The 20,011-nt window shown below is 69.9% G+C and carries 17 protein-coding genes and 1 riboswitch; of the genes, 6 read left to right on the forward strand and 11 right to left on the reverse strand.

Translation table 11 applies throughout. From position 1 onward, the window contains the following. Window positions 1–5 precede the first annotated feature (5 nt). The 10 genes from ribBA to O9Y01_RS17335 all read right to left on the reverse strand — a co-directional run bounded on the left by ribBA (window position 6) and on the right by O9Y01_RS17335 (window position 11,504). Window positions 6–1,115, reverse strand: a complete 1,110-nt coding sequence (ribBA, locus tag O9Y01_RS17290; protein ID WP_269632841.1) for a bifunctional 3,4-dihydroxy-2-butanone-4-phosphate synthase/GTP cyclohydrolase II — start codon at window positions 1,113–1,115, stop codon at window positions 6–8. A 437-nt stretch (window positions 1,116–1,552) separates the two neighbouring features. Next, complete coding sequence (gene ribD / locus O9Y01_RS17295; protein WP_269632842.1) at window positions 1,553–2,713, reverse strand: bifunctional diaminohydroxyphosphoribosylaminopyrimidine deaminase/5-amino-6-(5-phosphoribosylamino)uracil reductase RibD; 1,161 nt, start codon at window positions 2,711–2,713, stop codon at window positions 1,553–1,555. A gap of 452 nt (window positions 2,714–3,165) precedes the next feature. After that, window positions 3,166–4,548, reverse strand: coding sequence for a type IV pilus modification PilV family protein (locus O9Y01_RS17300; RefSeq protein WP_269632843.1), 1,383 nt, complete (start codon window positions 4,546–4,548; stop codon window positions 3,166–3,168). A gap of 34 nt (window positions 4,549–4,582) precedes the next feature. Then, on the reverse strand, window positions 4,583–5,926 hold the full coding sequence (locus O9Y01_RS17305; RefSeq protein ID WP_269632844.1) for a hypothetical protein: 1,344 nt from the start codon (window positions 5,924–5,926) through the stop codon (window positions 4,583–4,585). 359 nt (window positions 5,927–6,285) lie between these two features. After that, on the reverse strand, window positions 6,286–6,948 hold the full coding sequence (locus O9Y01_RS17310; RefSeq protein ID WP_269632845.1) for a PilW family protein: 663 nt from the start codon (window positions 6,946–6,948) through the stop codon (window positions 6,286–6,288). Between the two features lie 95 nt (window positions 6,949–7,043). Beyond that, window positions 7,044–7,652 carry a type IV pilin protein gene (locus O9Y01_RS17315; protein WP_269632846.1) on the reverse strand — a complete coding sequence of 203 codons (609 nt, stop codon included), beginning with the start codon at window positions 7,650–7,652 and terminating at the stop codon, window positions 7,044–7,046. Window positions 7,653–7,680: 28 nt separating this feature from the next. Then, the gene (locus O9Y01_RS17320) at window positions 7,681–8,175 is read right to left on the reverse strand and encodes a pilus assembly FimT family protein (protein WP_269632847.1); all 495 of its coding nucleotides are present in this window, start codon (window positions 8,173–8,175) and stop codon (window positions 7,681–7,683) included. A 368-nt stretch (window positions 8,176–8,543) separates the two neighbouring features. After that, on the reverse strand, window positions 8,544–8,987 hold the full coding sequence (gene nrdR, locus O9Y01_RS17325; RefSeq protein ID WP_183105134.1) for a transcriptional regulator NrdR: 444 nt from the start codon (window positions 8,985–8,987) through the stop codon (window positions 8,544–8,546). Between the two features lie 15 nt (window positions 8,988–9,002). Then, the gene (gene glyA, locus O9Y01_RS17330) at window positions 9,003–10,253 is read right to left on the reverse strand and encodes a serine hydroxymethyltransferase (RefSeq protein ID WP_269632848.1); all 1,251 of its coding nucleotides are present in this window, start codon (window positions 10,251–10,253) and stop codon (window positions 9,003–9,005) included. A gap of 66 nt (window positions 10,254–10,319) precedes the next feature. Then, a riboswitch (ZMP/ZTP riboswitch) is annotated at window positions 10,320–10,447 on the reverse strand. A 220-nt stretch (window positions 10,448–10,667) separates the two neighbouring features. Beyond that, the gene (locus O9Y01_RS17335) at window positions 10,668–11,504 is read right to left on the reverse strand and encodes a lytic transglycosylase domain-containing protein (RefSeq protein ID WP_269632849.1); all 837 of its coding nucleotides are present in this window, start codon (window positions 11,502–11,504) and stop codon (window positions 10,668–10,670) included. A 252-nt stretch (window positions 11,505–11,756) separates the two neighbouring features. Here O9Y01_RS17335 and O9Y01_RS17340 point away from each other — a divergent pair, with 252 nt between their 5' ends. Next, on the forward strand, window positions 11,757–13,334 hold the full coding sequence (locus tag O9Y01_RS17340) for a UbiD family decarboxylase (RefSeq protein WP_269632850.1): 1,578 nt from the start codon (window positions 11,757–11,759) through the stop codon (window positions 13,332–13,334). A gap of 286 nt (window positions 13,335–13,620) precedes the next feature. On the opposite strand, the gene O9Y01_RS17345 is transcribed toward O9Y01_RS17340, so the two are convergent. After that, the gene (locus O9Y01_RS17345; RefSeq protein WP_269632851.1) at window positions 13,621–14,406 is read right to left on the reverse strand and encodes a YdcF family protein; all 786 of its coding nucleotides are present in this window, start codon (window positions 14,404–14,406) and stop codon (window positions 13,621–13,623) included. Window positions 14,407–14,547: 141 nt separating this feature from the next. Here O9Y01_RS17345 and msrA point away from each other — a divergent pair, with 141 nt between their 5' ends. The 5 genes from msrA to O9Y01_RS17370 all read left to right on the forward strand — a co-directional run bounded on the left by msrA (window position 14,548) and on the right by O9Y01_RS17370 (window position 19,995). Beyond that, window positions 14,548–15,102 (forward strand): peptide-methionine (S)-S-oxide reductase MsrA, encoded by a 555-nt coding sequence (msrA, locus tag O9Y01_RS17350; protein WP_269632852.1) that lies wholly within the window; start codon window positions 14,548–14,550, stop codon window positions 15,100–15,102. Window positions 15,103–15,159: 57 nt separating this feature from the next. Beyond that, complete coding sequence (locus tag O9Y01_RS17355) at window positions 15,160–15,891, forward strand: ABC transporter ATP-binding protein (protein ID WP_269632853.1); 732 nt, start codon at window positions 15,160–15,162, stop codon at window positions 15,889–15,891. Between the two features lie 17 nt (window positions 15,892–15,908). Then, window positions 15,909–17,162, forward strand: coding sequence for an ABC transporter permease (locus tag O9Y01_RS17360; protein ID WP_269632854.1), 1,254 nt, complete (start codon window positions 15,909–15,911; stop codon window positions 17,160–17,162). A 214-nt stretch (window positions 17,163–17,376) separates the two neighbouring features. Continuing rightward, window positions 17,377–17,739 carry a hypothetical protein gene (locus tag O9Y01_RS17365; protein WP_269632855.1) on the forward strand — a complete coding sequence of 121 codons (363 nt, stop codon included), beginning with the start codon at window positions 17,377–17,379 and terminating at the stop codon, window positions 17,737–17,739. 147 nt (window positions 17,740–17,886) lie between these two features. Continuing rightward, window positions 17,887–19,995, forward strand: coding sequence for a TonB-dependent receptor (locus O9Y01_RS17370; protein ID WP_269632856.1), 2,109 nt, complete (start codon window positions 17,887–17,889; stop codon window positions 19,993–19,995). Window positions 19,996–20,011 lie beyond the last annotated feature (16 nt).

Genomic DNA, 20,011 nt, shown 5'->3' on the forward strand with positions numbered 1-20,011 from the left:
GCTTCTTACTCCTTGTGGGTGCCAGACTGGGCACTCATGAAACCGGTGACTTCCAGGCCATAGCCGGTCATGCTGGGCATGCGACGCGGGCTGCCCAGCAGCTTCATCCTGTGCACGCCGAGCTCGCGCAGGATCTGGGCGCCGACCCCGTAGGTGCGCAGGTCCATCGCCGTGGCGCGCGGTGCCGAGGCATCGCCCGACTCGAAGCGGCCCAGCAGGGCCTCAGCCGATTCACCGCAGTTCAGCAGCACGGCCACGCCGGCAGGCGACTGCTTCAGCGCTGCCAGGGCCTGGGGCAGGGGCCAGGAGTGGCCGCACTGGCCGGCATCCAGCAGGTCCAGGGCCGAGAAGGGCTCATGCACGCGCACCAGCACTTCGTCGGCGGGCTGCCACTGACCATGGCTCAGGGCCAGGTGCACGGCGCCGGTGCGGTCCTTGAAGACGGCGCAGTCGAAGCTGCCCTGGTGCGTCTGCAGCGAACGGCGGCTGACCAGTTCGACCAGGGATTCATTGCGGCTGCGGTACTCGATCAGGTCGGCGATGGTGCCGATCTTGATGCCGTGCTCCTGGGCGAAGACCTCCAGGTCCGGCAGGCGGGCCATGGTGCCGTCGTCCTTCATGATCTCGCAGATCACCGCGGCGGGCGTCAGGCCGGCCATGCGGGAGAGGTCACAGCCGGCTTCGGTATGGCCGGCGCGCATCAGCACGCCGCCGTCCTGCGCCTGCAGGGGGAAGATGTGGCCGGGCTGGACGAGGTCTCGCGCCTCGGCATTGCGTGCCACGGCGGCCTGCACCGTGCGAGCGCGGTCCGCGGCCGAGATGCCGGTGGTGACGCCCGTGGCCGCCTCGATGGACACAGTGAAGGCCGTGCCATGCTGCGTGCCGTTGCGCGTGGCCATGGGCGGCAGCTGCAGGCGCTCGCAACGCTCACGGGTCAGCGTGAGGCAGATCAGGCCACGGCCGAACTTGGCCATGAAGTTGATGGCTTCGGGCGTGACGTGGTCCGCAGCCAGGACGAGGTCACCCTCGTTCTCGCGGTCTTCTTCGTCAACCAGGATGACCATGCGGCCGGCGGCCAGTTCGGCGACCAGCTCGGGGACAGGAGAGATAGGCATAGGGGCGGATTGTAGAGGGGCGGGGCGACCATCCGGTATTTCCCGGGGGCCGAGTTGCACAGATCCCTGGGGCGCGTCCCCTAGTCCGGCCACTGGCCTTGATCCGGTGGCGTCCCCTCGTGCCATCCCCTCGTGCCATCCCCCCTTGCCGTCCTCGTTCTCCTTTCGCTTGCCAAGACCCGCCTGCACGGCAAGCCAGCGATGGGCCGCCCCATGTTTGATGGACCTCATCGGGAGGCTGGCACGCCGTAGCAGGCCAGGGGCGCCGTTCAGGAACCGCAGGGCCGCATCATGTTTGATTGACCCCATCGTTGCTGGACCCCATTGGGGGGCTCGGCACGCCGCGGCGGCTTAAAGGGCGTCATTCATGAAGCGCAGGGGCGCCCCAAGTCGTGCAGTCCTTTCGGGTACGGAAGGCAAGGCGAGGGCGGGAACTTTCAATAGCCCAGCGATGCGCGGCGCAGGCGTAGCCGGAGGTCCCCGTCCACCAGCGCTGTTTCCAGCCAATCGAACCTGGGGGCCGCCGCCAGTTCGGGCAGCAGGCCCAGGGCAGCCATGCCGCGGCCCTCGCCCAACAGGGCAGGGGCCAGATAGATCAGCAATTCATCGACCAGGCCGGCCTTCAGCAAGGCGCCGTTGAGGGTGGCGCCGGCTTCCACATGGAGTTCATTGATCCCGCGCCGACCGAGCTCCGCCAGCAGGGCGGGCAGGTCGACCTTCGGCTCCGGGGCTTGGCCGCCCGGGTGGCTGGCCGGCTGATCGCCGGGGTGCCCGGCGCGCGGGTCACCCGGGTGCCCAACGGGCAAGGCCAGGGTCTCGACGCCTTCGGGCCAGGGGGTGGTCGAGGTCGCGCCCGCATGGACCAGCAGCACCTGGCCGGGGGACTGGAGGATGCGGGCGGTGGCGGGCGTCTGCAGCCGGGAATCCACGATCACGCGCAGCGGCTGGAGTGGCGGCGATTCGATGCCTGGCAGGCGCAGGTCCAGGCGCGGGTCGTCGTCCCTGACCGTGCCCAGGCCCGTGAGGATGGCTCCGGCCCGCTGCCGCCACCAGTGGCCGTCCTGCCGTGCGCCCGGGCCGGTGATCCACTGGCTGCGGCCGTCCGGCAGCGCAGTGCGGCCGTCCAGGCTGGCGGCGATCTTCATGCGGACGTGGGGCCGGCCTCGCACCATGCGGCTCAGGAAGCCGATGTTGATCTCGCGGGCCTCGGCAGCGCCCAGGCCCAGCTCGCAGGCGATGCCCGCCGCTTCCAGGTGTGCGCGGCCCTTGCCGGCCACGAGTGGATTGGGGTCCAGCAGAGCCAGGTGCACACGCCCGACCTTCGCGGCGGCCAGCGCCTCGCAGCAAGGCGGGGTCCGCCCATGGTGGGCGCAGGGTTCCAGCGTGACGTAGACCTGGGCGCCCGCCAGCGCGGCCTCGTCGTGACCCCGGGCGCGGACGTCACGCAGGGCCATCACCTCGGCATGGGGGCCGCCCGCCTGCTGCGTGTGGCCGGCGCCGAGCAGACGCCCGGCATGGTCGGTGATCACGCAGCCGACGCGGGGATTGGGGTCGCTGAGCCCGATGGCCTGCCTTGACAGCGACAGGGCTAGAGCCATGGCTTCCTCGGGTGAGAGCACGCGATCATCAAGGCGGTCAGGGGTCACGATGGGTGTCAGCGGGTGGATGGTTGGCGTGTTGACCTGTTGGCACGCGAGCATGCCGGCAAGGTGGCAGGCCTGGCTGCCCGTCAAGGTTTTGCCCTGCGGCAGATCGGGGCGAAGAATAGCGCGCTCTGCAGGCCCCGGCGACATCCGATGCCGACGCGAGCGCGGGATCGCCCGCCAGCGCTGCAGCCTTTGCGGAGAGCGCTGATGCGGGCGCTATTGCAAGTCCCCGAAGCGCGACACGGCAACGCACGGTATGGCACGGCAACGCACGGCACGGCACGGCACGGCACGGCACGGCACGGCACGGCGCGGCACGGCATGGCACGGCACGGCATGGCATGGCATGGCATGGCATGGCGCAGGGAGGTGCGGTGCGGGGGGCATGCCGATAGAGACGCTGTCTACTCTGGCGGTTGATGGGGCCGCGTGCCCAGGTCCAGGAGCCGGCCTGCGGCCGGATCCGGTGGCAGGCCGCCAGGGCAGGGAAAGCCCGCGCGGATCACCAGGAAGTTCTGCTGGGTCATCGGGCCGTCGACGTCGTGGTAGTCCAGCGGGTGCTCAGGGTTGCTGATGCGCCCGTCGTGGTCATGATCGGCACTGTAGCGACAGACACGGAATCGCTCCGGGTCAGCGGCAGTGCCGCCCAGTTCGCTGCGGCCGCTCCATCGCTGGTCCAGGCCGCGCGGATAGACCAGGCAGTGGTAGCTCACCACCGGCAATCCTCTGGCGATTGCGCTGGACGCATTGCTGACGCAGTGCGGCGGCGCGGGCGAGGCCGCGGCATCGCTGAGGTGCAGCACGACGGTGAGCGGCACGGCACTGGACCGTGGCTTGTCGGGCGAGGGGCTGTCCTCCAGGTCGAAACGGATCTCGCCGCTGAGCAGCAGCGCGTCTCCACCGGCCATGCGCGAGCGGCAGGCGGCGATGTCGGCCGCCCGGAGCTCGTCGACACTGCGCCCGCCGAGCTCGCAAAGGCCCAGGACCCAGCCGGTGCGGGCATCCATCAGCCAGGCTTGCGCGGGATCGCCCGCCGGCGAGAAGGCCAGCCATCCCGGTTCCAGCAGCCGGGCTGACTCCGGGATCGCGGCATGGCGTGCACGGGTCAGGGCCACATCGCCGGTGGCCTGCGCACTGAAGGCCAGCAGCGCAGCGGCAGGCTGGGCGGGAGCCAGCCGGGCGGGCCATCGGAGGGCCTGCCAGTCACCGAATCTGTCCTGCCAGCGCAGCTGCAGATCGATGTCCTTCAAGGCCCCCCCGGGGCCGCTCAGCACGCGCTGGCGAAAGCCATAGCGGCTGCTGTCGAGATCCTCATGCCAGGTGGTCTCGCCTGCGTCGAGGCCGGCATCTGCCGCGTCGCTCTTTGGGCCGAGCAGGGGTGCCGAACCGTGAGCGGCCGAACCGTGAGCGGCCGAACCATGAGCGGCCGAACCATGAGCGGCCGAACCATGAGCGGCCGAATCATGAGCGGCCGAATCATGAGCGGCCGAATCATGAGCGGCCGAATCATGAGCGGCCGAATCATGAGCGGCCGAATCATGGACTGCAGCACTATGGATTTCGGTCGGGGCTGCGTCGAGCATGCCGCTGCGCAGGCGCTCGATCCGGGCCTCGGCCAGCACCGCGGCGGCGGCGCGCTCGCGGGCGAAGTCGCTGTAGGCGCGGGCGCTTGCCTGCCCCTTGAGCAAGAGCAGCATGCCGGCACTCAGGAACAGACTGGCCAGCAAGGCCTCGACCAGGCTCCAGCCTGTCATGCGAGCCGGCCGATGGCGAGGGTGCGCTCTCATGGCTTGCCTCCGAAGTGTTCGGGTGTTCGGGTATTCATGGGGTCCAGCCTCCAGGCAGTCGCGCCCAGCTGCCTCTGAGATCACTCAGCCGGCGCATCAATGGGGCGTCATGGACGATCTGCACCTGGCCTGCCAGGGTGATCGCCCCTGCGCCGATCAGGGCGCCGTCGATGCGCAGCACGCCCTCCGCCGCATGCAGGCGGGCGGCGCCGTGGCTGTAGATCAGGCCGTGGAACTGCAGCGGGGTGTCGATGTCCAGGGCGTCATCACACAGAAGCAGCAACGGGTTCTCGCTGCTGCCCAGCGAGAGGGGGCTGCGCAGTTGCAAGGGCCCCAGCACCCACAGCCAGGCATGGCCGGACCGGACACGGGCCTCCAGGGCCGCGCTGCAGTCCGGCACGCCGCGGCAATCGAGCACGGACAGTCCGGCGCGTTCGCGGTACTGCGAAGGCGGCATGGCGAAGTAGCGCTGGAAGAAGGCGTCCGGCGGCAAGGCCAGCTCGGGCTCCAGGCGGCGGATCAGGCGCTCCGCGGTGCTGCCCGGAGGCCCCTGGATGTGGGCCGCTGTGGCCCTCACCTCGCCGCCCGCCTGCAGCACCCAGGCGCTGTCCGGATCGGGGGGCAGCGCCAGACCGGCCCGTGTGGCAGCCAGTCCGAGCAGGTCCACCTTGGTTGCGCCGACCACGGCGCTGCCGGGGGCTTGAGCGAGCGCTGAGGACAGCACGACCAGCTGTGCCTGCCCCTTGTCAGGCATGGGGCTGGATGCCGCCGTGCCCGCCAGTTCGCAGGGGCTCTGGCCCTCGGCACAGGACTGGGCCAGCAGGCGCAACGTCCGTCGATGCCAGGCTGAAGCATCTGCACGCTCCTGCCCCTGGAATTCCAGGCTGAAGCGAGCAAGTCGGTCGGTGAAGTGCCCGCCACCAGAGGGGCTGGTACTGGGGGCGGGTGTGCTGCCATCGGGGCAGTGGCAAGTCCATGTGCCGGCGTCGACGGTGCATGCAAAGGGTCGCCCCTGCCAGGACGGGCGCACCTGCCGGTGCCCGCGCTCGTCCACCAGGCTCACGCTGTCTCCAAAGGCGGGGCCTTCGCTGGTGCCGGGCCGGCAGTCGGTGTCGAGGTGGGGGCTGTTCAGCAGGTGCAGGCCCCAGTCCAGACCGCTTTCCTGAAGGCTCTGGCGCTGATGTCCCTGCACAAGGGCCTCGCTGCCCATCTGCTCACCCTGGATCACCCGGCTGCTCAGCAGGGCCACCATGCCCAGCAGCAACAGCAGGACCATGAGCGTGGCGAGCGTGGCCACGCCGGCCACCGGATACCGTCGACCCAGGGGGCGCGGGGCGCGAGTCTGGGTGTGGCCTCGAACAGAGGGTCGGGTAGGCATGCGGACCTTGTGGGTTGAAGGGGCCATGGGCTCCGGCATGTGGGCTGCAACATGCAGAGGCTGACGGAACGGCGCCGGGTCCCACTCGGCGGGTGCATTGGCCCGGCGTGCGGACGAAGTGTGCGAGCCCATGGCCGGAGAGGCATCGGGGTACTTTCTGCGGAAGGCCCGGTGCCTGCCAAGCGCTTTGACGGATGTGCAGCCACTGGGAATATGCGCGCTGCGCTTGCTGCTGAGGTCGTCACTGAGGTCGTCGCTGGGGCGGCCGCTGTGATCGTGGTGGTACCTGCCGCTGTTGGCGTAGCGGCGGGTGTGGCTGCGCTTGCGGCTGCGGCCGGTGCGGATCGCGGGGTCAAAGCTCAACATGAGGCCGCGGTCCATGCAAGGCGTTGGTTGCGAACGTGGATGCTGCTGCTGATGCTGCGCACCGTGTGGGGGTCCAGGCGCGACTGCCCCACCAGCAGCACGTGGAGCGTTTGCGCCTGCAGCCGGGTGTCGCAGGACCGGACCTCGCGTGGGGAGCCGGCGCAGGGACAGGCGTCCGGCAGGCTGCCCTCCGAACCGGCCAGGCGGACTTCCATGCGGATGAAGCGGACGGTGTTGCTGTCGCTCCAGGGCTGCCAGCTGTGTTCCAGCAGGTACTGCAGCTGCGTGCCCTGTAGCCGAAAGCCACGCTCGATGCGCCGCCGGGCCTCACCCGCTTCGGCCCGGACGTAGACCAGGCGCAAGCCGTCGCCGGCGCTCTCGTCGGGGATGGGCGCGCCGCCCAGCAGCAGCTTGAGGCGCGGGGCTTCAGCGGGGCGTGAGGGCAGGCGTCCGCGTTCGGGCATCAGCTCGTGGGCCGCAGGATCGGCACCGCTGCGGTGGACTTCGTGGCGCATCAGGGCGATGGCATTGCGCAGTTCCTGCTGGAGAAGGGTCTCCGCCAGTAGATGCCTGTGCTCGCGCCACTGGCTGAGCATGAGGGTGCCGGCCACCGCGCACAGGAAGAGGCCCACAGCCATGCCGACCATCAGGTCCACCAGAGTCCATCCAACTTGACCGCTCACCGGGATGGCCTTTCCCTGGCCAGGACGGCAAGGCTCCGACCGGGCGCTGGAGCGCTGCAGCAGCCGTCTCATTGGGGCCAGCACGGGGCGCTGGGACTGCCCGTGGCATCGGAAGCGTTGTGGGTGAGCTGCCGGCCTTCCAGTGTCAGGCTCAGGACGGCGCAGGTCCTGTCATGCGCCTGGGGGCTGGTGTGCAGCGGGGTGGCCAGGGCGACGAAGCCTTTGCTGAAGGGCTCGGCCTCGGCGTCGTCGGCGGCTTTGGGCAGGTCGAGCAGGCGCAGCTGGTAGTGCTGCAGCGAGCTGGTTCCGAAGCCAAGCTCCGCCAGGCTTCCGGCGTAGCGCCGGTGGCTGCTGCGGTAGCGGGACTGGGCGTTCAGCAACTCGGACAAGGCCGTCTGCGCTTCGCTGCGACGGGCCCTGTGCATGGCGCCTTGAAAGTGCGGCCATGCGAGGGCGGCCAGGGTGGCGGTGATGCAGAGCGCCACCAGGAGCTCGACCAGGCTCAGCCCGGCCCCTTGCCTGCGTGCCGGTGGCGGGCCGGCGGAGTGCCGCTGCGCTGGCGGTGCGATGGCGGCATCCGGCGCAGGCACGCAGGGGCGCTGCGGGCCCGGAGGCCGTGCGCGACGTGCTTGGCAGGGCCGTGGCTTAGGCGCTTCGGAAGGCGTTGAAGGGTACATGAAGGGCTCCCAGAGCGGCGGGCAAGGTTCAGGCCAGCGGCGGCAGGCACGGCGGCAGGGCGCTGGGCTCCCATTCACGCGCGCAGCTGCGGACGCGCCCGGCAGGGCTCAGCAGATACCAGATGCCACGGCCTGTGGCGGACTGCTCGACCCGGAAGGTGCCTGCGCTGGTGACAAAGCCCTCGCCGGGATGCAGGGTGACGCCTGGCACGTTGGCCATGAGCCGCATGCCGCTGCTGCTGGCGATCCAGCGGTATCGGATGGGCGGGGCGTCTGCCTCGCAGTGGGCGCCGGCGGCGCTGCAGACGCAACGGTCATGCGGGGCAAGGTGCAGCACGTAGCAAGTCCCGCCGGGCATGTGCTTGACGCTGAGCCGCAGGGCCTGCTCCCCGCTGAGCGCGAGGCTCCGCGCCAGCTGCAGGTCATGGGCGAAGTCCACCGCCAGCGTCTCCAGGCGGCGGCGCAGGACGGCGCTCTGCAGTGCGGGCCAGGCGATCTGACCCAGCACGCCGATCACGGCCATGGTGATCAGGGCGCTGATGAGCCCGAAGCCTTGCTGAGGCGCCCGGGCGGGGCGTCGTGCCGGCAGCGCTGCCCGATTGGAAGCGCCAAGGTGCGCGTCAGATGCCCAAGCCGGTGGCTGCGCCGCAAGCCCGGCAGGAGGTCCTGCCGGAGCCTGGCCTGGCAGCGGGGCTGGTCGGTGGGCGAGGGAGTGATCCGGAAAGTGGGCCGGAAAGTGGGCAGTAAAAGGTCGCACGGCAGGCCTTCGTCAGGGAAGGCTTGCAGGGTAGGACCGGTGCAGGTGCCGTGCATCCCCAGGCTGCGTGAGGGGTGCCGGGTCTGGTCCGCAAGGCTGCGGACTTCATGCGTTAGTGCGGCGGATTTGCCGGGTCAGATGTCCCGGATCAGCTGCCGGAATTCGTCGACGTCCTCGAAGCTGCGGTAGACCGAGGCAAAGCGGACGTAGGCCACCTTGTCGATGCGCTTGAGCTCGCGCATGACCAGTTCGCCGAGCTTGGTGGAGGGGATCTCGCGGGCGCCGCTGGTCAGCAGCTTGTCCTGGATGCGCTCCAGTGCAGCGTCGATCTGCTCGATGCTCACGGGCCGCTTGCGCAGGGCCAGCTGCATGGAGGCCCGCAGTTTGGCGGGGTCGAAGTCGGCGCGGGTGCCGTCCTTCTTGACCACCGCGGGCAGGGCGATCTCGGCCCGTTCGTAGGTGGTGAAGCGCTTGTCGCAGCTCAGGCAGCGCCGCCGACGGCGGACCACATCGCCCTCATCCGACTCGCGGGTCTCGGCGACCTGGGTTTCGTGATGGGAACAGAAGGGGCAACGCATCGGCGGCGGACCGGCTTAGCGGTAGACGGGGAACTGGCGGGTCAGCGCAGCGACCTTCTCGCGCACCGTGGCCAGATTGGCTTCATCGTGCGGCTTGTCCAGGACGTCGGCGATCAGGTGGGCGGTGGCGCGCACCTGCTCTTCCTTGAAGCCGCGCGTGGTCATGGCCGGCGTGCCCAGGCGGATGCCGCTGGTCACCATGGGCTTCTGCGGATCGTTGGGGATGCCGTTCTTGTTGCAGGTCATGTGGGCGGCGCCCAGGATGGCCTCGGCTTCCTTGCCGGTCAGGCCCTTGGGACGCAGATCCACCAGCATGACGTGGCTCTCGGTGCCGCCGGACACGATGCGCAGGCCGCGCTCGATCAGGGTCTCGGCCAGCACCTTGGCGTTCTTGACCACCTGCTCCTGGTAGGCCTTGAACTCAGGGCTCAGGGCTTCCTTGAAGGCCACGGCCTTGCCGGCGATGACGTGCATCAGCGGGCCGCCCTGGATGCCGGGGAAGATGGCCGAATTGATCTTCTTGCTGATCTCTTCGCTGTTGGTCAGGATGATGCCGCCACGCGGGCCACGCAGGCTCTTGTGGGTGGTGGAGGTCACCACGTCGGCATGGGGCAGGGGGTTGGGGTAGACGCCCGCGGCGATCAGGCCGGCATAGTGGGCCATGTCCACCATGAAATAGGCGCCGATTTCCTTGGCGATCTTGCCGAAACGCTCGAAGTCGATGCGCAGCGAGTAGGCGGAGGCGCCGGCGATGATCAGCTTGGGCTTGTGCTCGCGGGCGATGCGCTCCATGGCGTCGTAGTCGATGGCTTCGTTGGCGTCGAGGCCGTAGGACACGACCTTGAACCACTTGCCCGACATGTTCAGCGGCATGCCGTGCGTCAGGTGGCCGCCTTCGGCCAGGCTCATGCCCATGATGGTGTCGCCGGGCTGCAGCAGACCGAAGAACACGCCCTGGTTGGCCTGCGAGCCGGAGTTGGGCTGCACATTGGCGAACTGGGCGCCGAAGAGCTGCTTCAGGCGGTCGATGGCCAGCTGCTCGACGACGTCGACATACTCGCAGCCACCGTAGTAGCGCTTGCCGGGGTAGCCCTCGGCGTACTTGTTGGTCAGCTGGCTGCCCTGGGCCTGCATGACGGCCGGCGAGGTGTAGTTCTCGGAGGCGATCAGCTCGATGTGCTCTTCCTGGCGGCGGTTCTCGTTCTGGATGGCAGTCCAGAGGTCGGGATCGATGGCGGCCAGGGTGGATTGGGTGCGGTCGAACATGGTGTTAGTGGGAATCTAGGGTTGTAGCCGGGCCCGGACCACAAGAAAGCATCTCGATGCTCCTTGCTCGGCTGCCCAGGCGAACGGCGGATCTGCCGGCCACCGAGGGTGCACAGGCAGCCGCGCTCCCCGGTGGTCACCCACCTTGGCCCCTCACTGCAGCAGGGGCGTCATCGCCAGTTGCGCGGCCCGTGGAGTGTAGCGGGTCCCGCCGCCGGGCTGGGGGACCATTCCACACCTGCAGGGTCGGTCTCCTTTGACCTGCACAGGGCTAGCGCAAAGGGAAAAGCCCCGGGGCGGGAGGCGCCGGGGCTTGGCGTGGCGTTGGAGGCCCGAGGGCCAGGCCTGAAGACGAGGGCTGAAGACGAGGGCGCTGGCGTTGCCGCCAGCCAGCTCGCGCACCCTCGGGACATCTCAGCGCAGCAGGGCCACCTGCTGAGGGGCCGAGGACGCCATGGGAGCCTGGGGCTCCGCAGCGGGGCGGGGCGTCGGGGCACGGCCTGCCGCCACGGCCTTGAGTTGCTCGTGCTCGTTGAGGACCCGGCCTGCATAGCCGGCGTCATCGCTCAGGTTGGCGGCGCCGACGTAGTACTTCAGGCCGTCCTCCAGGCTGCCGCCGCGCTGGATGCACTCCTTCAGCACCTGCACCCCCACGCGCAGGTTGGTGACCGGGTCAAAGGCGGCATGGGTGCCACCGAAGGCCTCGTACTTGTCATCGTGGACGCGGGTCATCACCTGCATGAGACCCTGGGCGCCCACCGTGCTCTGCGCAAAAGGGTTGAAGCCGGACTCCACGGCCATGATGGCGAGGATCAGGGTGGGCTCGACCTTGGCCTTCTGGCCCACGACCCAGGCTTCCTGGACCAGGCGGGCGACCGGCTCGGGGGCGACCTTGTAGCGCCGTGCCAGCCACTGCGCCACGGCGGCCTGCGGGCGGCTGAGCTCCTTGGGATTGGTGGCGGTGGCGCGCTGGATGGCGGTGGGGTCGCTCAGGGTGTTGAGGACGTCGCCGCTGGCTTCCGCACGGGCTTCCTGGCGGGCGCTGAGCCAGCCCAGGGTCTGGCTTTCGAGTTGATGGCGCAGGTCTGCCTGGCTGGCAAAGGTGGCCAGCAGGGCGACGACGGTGAGCCCGAGCAGGGCCAAGGTGTTGTGGCTGACGACCAGCAGGCCCTGGCCGATGTCTTTGAGAAATACCTCGGTCGCGATGCGGGCATGGCGTCCGAGGCTCAACAGGTTAGCTTGCGCTGTCATGTGACTCCTTTCTTCTCCGCCCGATCCCCACCCCGCGCAGGACGCGGGGCAAAGACCGACGGTGATAATGGGCCGCCTGGTGTGCGGACGGGCATGAAGCCCTTCCACAGGCGGCGTCCATTGGCAGCGGTCGTGCGCTTGAACCCTGGAACGGCGCACGGGTTAACCCTTGCTGGTGCAAGGCTGGCCGGATTCTAAGGATGAAAAATAACCGGTCAAGCTTATAAGTGCTTGTCTTAATAGCTAATAGTTATGAAATATCGAGATCTGCGGGCCTTCATGGCCGGCCTGGAAGCCCAGGGTGAGCTGCTCCGCGTGAAGGATCCCGTCAGTACGCACCTGGAGATGACGGCCCTGTGCGACCGGGTGCTGCGCGCCGAAGGACCGGCCCTGCTGTTCGAGCAGCCGGTCACCCCCCAAGGCGCGGGGGGGCGGCAAATGCCGGTCCTTGGCAACCTGTTCGGCACGCCGCGCCGGGTGGCGCTGGGCATGGGGGCGGACAGCCTGGCCGAGCTGCGGGACGTGGGCCAGTTGCTGGCCAACCTGAAGGAGCCCGAGCCACCCAAGGGTCTGAAGGACGCCGGCAAGCTGCTGCAGATGGGCAAGGCGCTGTGGGACATGAAGCCCAGCCTGGTCTCCCGGCCCGCCTGCCAGGCCAACATTCTGGAGGGAGATGCGCTCGATTTGGGGCGGCTCCCTATTCAGTACTGCTGGCCGGGCGACGCCGCGCCATTGCTGACCTGGGGCCTGGTCATCACGCGCGGGCCGCAGTCCATTCCCAAGCCACGACTGCGGCAGAACCTGGGCATCTACCGCCAGCAGCTGATCGGGCCGCGGCAGCTGATCATGCGCTGGCTGGCCCATCGGGGCGGGGCGCTGGATTTCCGTGATTTCGCCCTGGCCCATCCGGGCCAGCCTTTCCCCATCGCCGTGGCGCTGGGGGCGGATCCGGCCACCACCCTGGGCGCCGTGACGCCGGTGCCGGACAGCCTGTCCGAGTACCAGTTCGCCGGCCTGCTGCGGGGCTCGCGCACCGAGCTGGCGGACACCGCCGTGGGCGAGGGCGGTCGCATGCTGCAGGTGCCGGCCACCGCCGAGATCATCCTGGAGGGCCACATCCCGCCCGCAGCGCCAGGCTTCGAGGGCCGCAGCGAGCACGGCGTGCCGCTCAAGGAGATCAAGGGCTACCTCCATGCCCTGGAGGGCCCGTATGGCGACCACACCGGCTACTACAACGAGCAGGACTGGTTCCCCGTTTTCGAGGTGCAGCGCCTGACGCACCGGGACGATCCCATCTACCACAGCACCTACACCGGCAAGCCGCCTGACGAGCCCGCAGTGCTGGGCGTGGCGCTGAACGAAGTCTTCGTGCCCATCCTGCAGAAGCAGTTCCCGGAGATCGTCGACTTCTACCTCCCGCCGGAGGGCTGCAGCTACCGCATGGCGGTGATCTCCATCCGCAAGAGCTACCCGGGGCACGCCAAGCGGCTGATGTTCGGCCTGTGGAGCTTCCTGCGGCAGTTCATGTATACGAAGTTCATCGTCATCGTCGACGAGGACGTGGACGTGCGCGACTGGAAGGAGGTGGTCTGGGCCATCACCACCCGCATGGACCCGGTGCGCGACACCACGCTGGTGGAGAACACGCCCATCGACTACCTCGACTTCGCGTCCCCCGTCAGCGGGCTGGGAGGCAAGATGGGCATGGACGCCACCAACAAGTGGCCGGGCGAGACCAGCCGGGAATGGGGGCGCACCATCACCATGCCGGAAGCGGTGCAGCAGTCCAGTCAGCGGCTTTTCGACCAGCTCTTCGCCGGCCGGACATAGGCGTCTCGGGGAGTGAAGTCCAGGCGGGATCGCTCGGGGTTAATCAGGATCAGTGAGGCCGTCGGCGCTGCTTGAAGTCTCCTGGCCTGCCGGCTAAGTTTGGGGAGCCTAACGATAGGCATTCCAACTGGCGCAGTCTCTGCGCGCCAGGAGCCCTCCGGTCATTCACCGTTGAGCTCCACCGGTGGCGCCAGCCACCCACCCCTCCGTGCGAAAGCCCGGGGGGGTTCCTCTTTCTGGGGGGTATTTTCGTGTGAGGGGGCCGTGAAGGGCCGGTCTCCGCGGCTCAGTGCCCGGCCAGCTGCCCCAGAACCTCGTAGAAGACGTAGCGCATGCGGCGATAGCCGGCCTCAGAGGGCGTCCAGTCATAAGGGGACAGATCCTCCAGCGGCCGCCCGCCGACCGGCGCCGCGAGCAGCGTCAAGGGGTAGCGCTCGGCCTGTGCGGCGGTCTCGAAGGCGCGCAGGCTGCGGGGCATGTGTTCCGCATGCGTGACCAGCACCAGGCGCTGAATCCCCCGTTCGCGCAGCAAAGGCAGGCTCAGGCGGGCGTTCTCGCGGGTGTCCCGCGCGGCGGGCTCGGCAAGGGACAGGGGGAGGCCGAACTCCTCGCGAGCCACCTGTTCCGCCACCCGGCTCTCCGGCATGTCACCCGGCTTCGCCGGTGAGGGCAGGCCGCCGGTGAAGCCCAGCGGCCAGTCGCAGCGCCGGGCCAGCCGGACGCCCTGCCGCAGCCGTTCCAGCGTACCCAGCTTGAGGTCGGGCCCGTCCCGCTCGGCCGTCCATTGGTGGATGCCGCCGCCCAGCACCAGCACCAGCGTCCGGGGCGGCGCCGCGCAGTCGCTGGCTTCGAGCCGCAGCGCAGGAGGCGGGCGCAGCAGGGCGTGCTGCAGCAGCAGGGCCGGTGCTTCGCACAGGGACAGCCACATCAGCGCAAAGACCGGCGGCAGCGCCCAGCGCCAGCGGCCGGCACGCCGCCACAGCAGCACGCCAACCAGCAGGGGCGGCAGCAGGAGGCCGGGGGGAGCCAGCAAGGCCAGGCACAGGGCCTTGAAGGGGGGGTAGAGGTCCATGGCGGGGCAATGCGTCCGTGCGCGGGAGGATGCCGGGGCAGCGGCCGGCGCTGAGTCAGGGCGCGATTTGAGCATGCACCGCAGCGTCCGCTGCACAATGCAGGCTGTCGACGCGGGACTGCGTCATTGGAGGATCACACGATGAGCCATGTCGGCACGGGCCGCATCACGCTGGGAGGCGGCTGTTTCTGGTGCACCGAGGCGGTGTTCGCCCGCGTCCGAGGCGTGCAGGCCGTGGAGCCCGGCTATTGCAATGGCGAGCTGCCCGACCCCAGCTACGAGCAGGTCTGCACGGGCCGGACCGGTCATGCCGAGGTGGTTCGCATCGACTACGACCCGGCCCAGGTGAGCCTGCGCCAGCTGCTGGAAGTGTTCTTCTGCATCCACGACCCGACCAGCCTGAACCGCCAGGGGGCGGACGTCGGCACGCAGTACCGCTCCGGCATCTATTACGAGCACCCGGACGACCAGTCCCTGGCCCGCAGCTTCCTGGCGGAGGCCGACGCGGCCCTGGGCGGGCGCGTGGTGACCGAGCTCCAGCCCCTGCGCCTCTACAGCAGCGCCGAGCCCTATCACCACCAGTATTTCGCCCGCAATCCGGACCAGGGCTACTGCGTGTTCGTGGTCGCCGGCAAGGTCGACAAGTTCATGAAGACCTTCGGACATCTGCTGCGTGACGATGCCGGGACAGACTGACGCCATCCGGCCCTGGCGGCCGTCCATGCGGGGCCTGCGGCAGGGGAGGGGCAGGGCATGACCGTGCTCAGCGAACCCATGATCGCCTGGCACAGCCTGCGCCACGCCTATCCCGGTGGCGCCCTGCTGTACTTCGACGACTTCGTGCTGGCGCCGCGCCATCACCTGCTGGTGCATGGCCCCTCGGGCGTCGGCAAGTCGACCCTGCTGAACCTGATGGCCGGCCTGCTGCGCCCCTCGGACGGCCAGCTTCGCCTGGCCGGTGTGGAGCTCGGGCAGTTGCAGGGGGCGGCCGTGGACCGCTGGCGAGGCAGTCAGCTGGGCCTGGTGTCGCAGCGCCTGCACCTGAGCCCGTCGCTCAATGTGCTGGAGAACCTGCGCCTGCCTTTCCTGGCCGCCGGCCTGCCCGTCGACAAGGAACGCATCGGCCTCGTGGTGACCAGCCTGGGCCTGGAAGGCCTGGCCAAGCGCCGTGCGGCCCAGCTCAACCAGGGGCAGCTGCAGCGGGTGATCCTGGCTCGCGCCCTGTTGCGCGGGCCGCGCATTCTGCTGGCTGACGAGCCCACCGCCAATCTGGATGAAGAGGCGAGCGAACGCATGATCGGCCTGCTGTGCCAGGCCGCGTCCGAGCATCACGTCACCCTGGTGGTGACCACGCATGACGCACGCGTGGTGCAGCGCTTCCAGGCCCTGCTGCCCGTGCAGCTGCACCGCCTGCGCAACCTGGGCTGGCTGGCTTCGGGCCTGACCGCGGGGCTCAGTACCGTGCTGGGAGGTCAGCCCGGATGAAACGATGGGGATCTGCCATGGGGCCGACGCTGCCCTGGCTGGCCTGGCGCCATCTGTGGTCCAGGCCGCAATATGCCGGCATGAGCCTGCTGCTGCTGAGTCTCGCCCTGACCGCTGCGGGGCTGCTGATGCAGCTGAGCCAACGCATCCCCCAACGCCTGGAGCGCGAGCTCCAGGGCATGGAGCTGCTGGTCGGGCCCAAGGGCGACCCCTGGCGGCAGACCCTGTCTGCCATCCAGCTGCTCAGCGAGCCCGGCGGCACGCTGCCCTATGAAGCGGTGCCCCTGCTGCGGGGGCTGCCGCAGGTGAAGCAGGCCGTGCCTGTGCTGCTGGGAGGGCGGCATCGGGGATTTGCGGTGATCGGTACCGAAGCGCCCTTCCTGGCCCTGCGCCAGGCCCGGCTCGCCAAGGGGCGCGGCTTCGAGCATGTGATGGAGGTGGTGCTGGGAGCGGATGCCGCCGAAGGCCTGGGCCTGGCCGTGGGTGCTGAGTTCAGCGGCCTCGAGCTGCCGGATCTCAAGCCGGCGGGGGCCTTGCCCAGGGCTTTTGTTGTCGTCGGCATCCTGGGGCGCCAGGGCTCGGCACTGGACGGCCTGATCCTCACCGATCTGAGCTCTCTGTGGGCCCTGCGGCAGCCGGCAGCCACGCGAGCGCCGGCGCTGTCAGCCGGCCTGACCGGGCTTGAGGGACAGCCAGGGTCCGACACGGGCGAAGAGAGCCTGGGCGACATCAGCCATGTGCTGGTCAGCCCGTCCAGTCCGGAAGCCCTGGGCGTGCTGCTCCCCTGGCTCAATGCGCAGGCCCATCTGCAGGCGGCCGTGCCGCGCGACGAGATCGACCGCATGGCGGCCGCCCTGGGCTGGCTGCCGGTGCTGCTCAAGACGCTGCTGGTCCTGCTGCTGCTGTGCGCCTGGCTGGCGGCCTTTGCGCTGATGCTGCAGGCCCAGGAGCAGCGCCGCCAGGACCTGGTCCTCCTGCGGGTGCTGGGCGCCCCCGCCAGTCGTGTGGCGCTGCTGCCTCTGCTGGAATGGTTGTGGCTGGCCGTCCTGGCCCTGGTGCTGGCCTGGGGGCTCAGCGAGCTGGCCTGGATGAGCCTGCGACACCTGGCAGCGCCTGAGCAGCTGCATTGGCTGGGCACGCAGGGCCACGCCCTCCAGCATGGGCTGCTCCTGGTGCTGCTGGGGGCCTTGCTGGCCCTCGCCGGCGCGGCCTGGCCGGCCTGGTGCGCGTGGCATCTGCAGGTGTCGCGGATGCTGCAGCCGGGCGAGTAATCCCCTCAAGGGCGGACGGCCCCCGGGGGATGCCTGATGGCAGGGTGCCCGCCGGTGTGCACAATGCCGCTGTTTTCACCCTGACGGCCCCTGTCTTGGTCCACACCCGCTTACGCTCCAGCGCGCTGCATCCCGCCCTTGCCGGCAGGGTGGGCGTGGCTGCGCATGCGCTGAGCAGCGGTCCCGGGCACGCCCTGCGCACGAGGTGGCGGGGATGAGCGGGCTCCGTGGTGTCCGCCGCCCTCGCGGCTGGCCGGCCGTGGCGCTGCATGCCTGGCTGGCCCTGTGCCTGCTGCTGGCCCAGGGCCTGGGCCAGGGGCACCGTACAGCCCATCAGAGCTTCAGGTTGGCGGCCGCGGCGGCCGAACAGGGTCCGTCGGATGCCTGGGGCCATGCGCTGGGTTCCACGGACTGCCAGCTCTTCGACCAGCTCGCCCACGGCGATCAGCTGTGCGGCGCCGAGCCGGCTGCGGTCCTGCTGGCGCTGGCCACGGTGGTGGTCGCCAGCCCCGCGCCGGTGTCCGCCGACACCGCACGGGCCACCCCGCGGGCCCGCGGCCCTCCTGTTCTTGCCTGAGTCTCCGCCCCGCACAGGGGCATGAAGCTCGCCCGGCGGCGCCAGTGCGCCGCGGGCGCGCGGGTGCCATCGCGCCCGCCACTCAGACCCGGCGTGGCCCTCGGCCCCGCCCATGCCAGGGGGCCTCATCCAGCAGGCCCAGCATCCATGCAAGACAACGCTCTCCATCCGGTCCGGCGCGCGGCGCGCCAGGGCCTTGCCTCCCCGATCCACTCGACCACCTCCATGCCGGCCTGGCCGCGCACCGCGCTGCTGCTGGCCCTGCTCGGCGCCCAGTGGGTGCATGCCGAGGGCAATCCCGCTGACAGGCAGACCCTGGACGCCGTCCAGGTGACGGGCAATCCCCTGGGCAACAAGGAGCTGGCCCAGCCCGGCCAGTCCCTGGCTGGCGATGCGCTGCTGCTGCGCCGCGGTGCCAGCCTGGGCGAGACGGTCGAGGGCCTGCCCGGCATCGCCGCCACGTCCTTCGGCCCCAATGCCAGCCGGCCCACCATCCGCGGACTGGACGGCGAGCGGGTGCGCATGCTCAACAACGCGGGGGGCTCGCTGGACGTCTCCAGCCTCAGCTATGACCATGCGGTGCCGGTCGATCCCCTGGTGGTGGATCGCATCGAGGTGCTGCGCGGCGCGTCGGCCCTGCTGTATGGCGGCAATGCGATCGGTGGCGTGGTCAACACCATCGACAACCGCATCCCGCGCAGCCCGCTCCAGGGCGTGTCGGGGGCCACGGAGTTCCGGCTGGGCGGCGCTTCGAACGAGCGCGCCCTGGCTGCGGTGCTGGACGGCGGACAGGGGCCCTGGGCCTGGCATGCCGATGTTTCGCGACGCCTGGCCGACGACCAGAAGACACCAGGCTTCACCGCCCCGGACGGGCAGTCCATGAGCCATGTGCGCAATTCCGCCAGTGCGTCCCGCAGTGCGGCTGTCGGGGGATCCTGGGTCGATCGGGACGGCTATGCCGGCCTGAGTTTCGACGACTACCGCAACGACTACGGCGTGACGGTGGAGCCCGACGTGAAGATCGCCATGCAGCGCCAGCGCGTGGCCGGTGCCGGCGAATGGCGCTGGAACGACGGCCCCCTGCGCAAGCTGCAGTGGCAGTTCAGCCGGGCCCGCTACCAGCACGATGAGATCGAGGGCGATGGCTCCCTGGGGACACGTTTTGCCCAGCGGGGTTCCGAGCTTCGGCTGCAGGCCGAGCATGCACCGCTGGCCGGCGCGCGCGGCGTGCTGGGCTGGCAGCTGGAGCAGAGCCGTTTCGAGGTCCAGGGCGAGGAAGCCCTGATGCCCAGCAACCGCAACCGCGCCCAGGGGCTTTTCATCCTCGAGCAGTGGAGCGACGGGCCCTGGCAGCTGGGCCTGGGTGCCCGGCGCGACCAGGTCCGTGTGAGGTCCGACGGCGATGCCTCAGACGCCGCGGATGCGCGCTTCGGTCCCGCGACGGAGCGGCGCTTCTCGCCGGCCAGCGCCTCGGCCAGCCTCAGCTGGCATCCGATGCCGGCCCTGGGCCTGAGCCTCAATGTCAACCACTCCGAGCGCGCGCCTTCGGCAGGCGAGCTGTTCGCCAGCGGCGTGCATGTGGCCACTGGCGCCTTCGAGCAGGGCGACGCCACGCTGGGTCTGGAGCATGCCAGCGGCCTGGACCTGGGGATGCATTGGAAGCACGCCAGCGGCAGCGTGGAGATCAATGCCTACCGGACCCGCTTCAAGGACTACATCGCCCTGCGCGCGACCGGTGCCACCGTGCCGGGTGAGGGCGAGGAGTCGCTGCCGGTCTATGCCTACCAGGCCGTCGCTGCGCGCGTGCAGGGCCTGGAGCTCCAGGTGCAGCAGGACCTGCGGCTGGGCTGGTTGCCGGGTGCGCTGTCAGGCTGGCAATGGCAGGCGGGGCTGCAGCTGGATTGGGTCCAGGGCCAGGACCTGAGCCACGGAGAGCCGCTGCCTCGCATGGCGCCACGCCGCAGCACGCTGAGCCTGGACGGGCAGGGCGGTGCCTGGGGCCTGCGCCTGGAGATCCAGCAGACCGCGGCCCAGAACCGGGTGCCGGCCATCGACCGGCCGACCCCGGGCTATACCCTGGCGCGCCTCTCGCTGAGCCGCCAATTCCGCTGGCAGCAGGCGGATGCCCTGTGGTACCTCAAGCTCGACAATCTCGGCAATGCCCTGGGCTACCGTGCGGCGAGCATGTCCACCATCCGCGACTGGGCGCCGCTGCCCGGGCGCAGTGTGTCCACCGGGGTGCAGCTGCGCTTCTGAGCCAGAACGGCCGGGA

Origin of the sequence: Pelomonas sp. BJYL3 (assembly GCF_027257975.1) — a bacterium.
GTDB classification, from domain to species: domain Bacteria; phylum Pseudomonadota; class Gammaproteobacteria; order Burkholderiales; family Burkholderiaceae_C; genus Roseateles_B; species Roseateles_B flavus.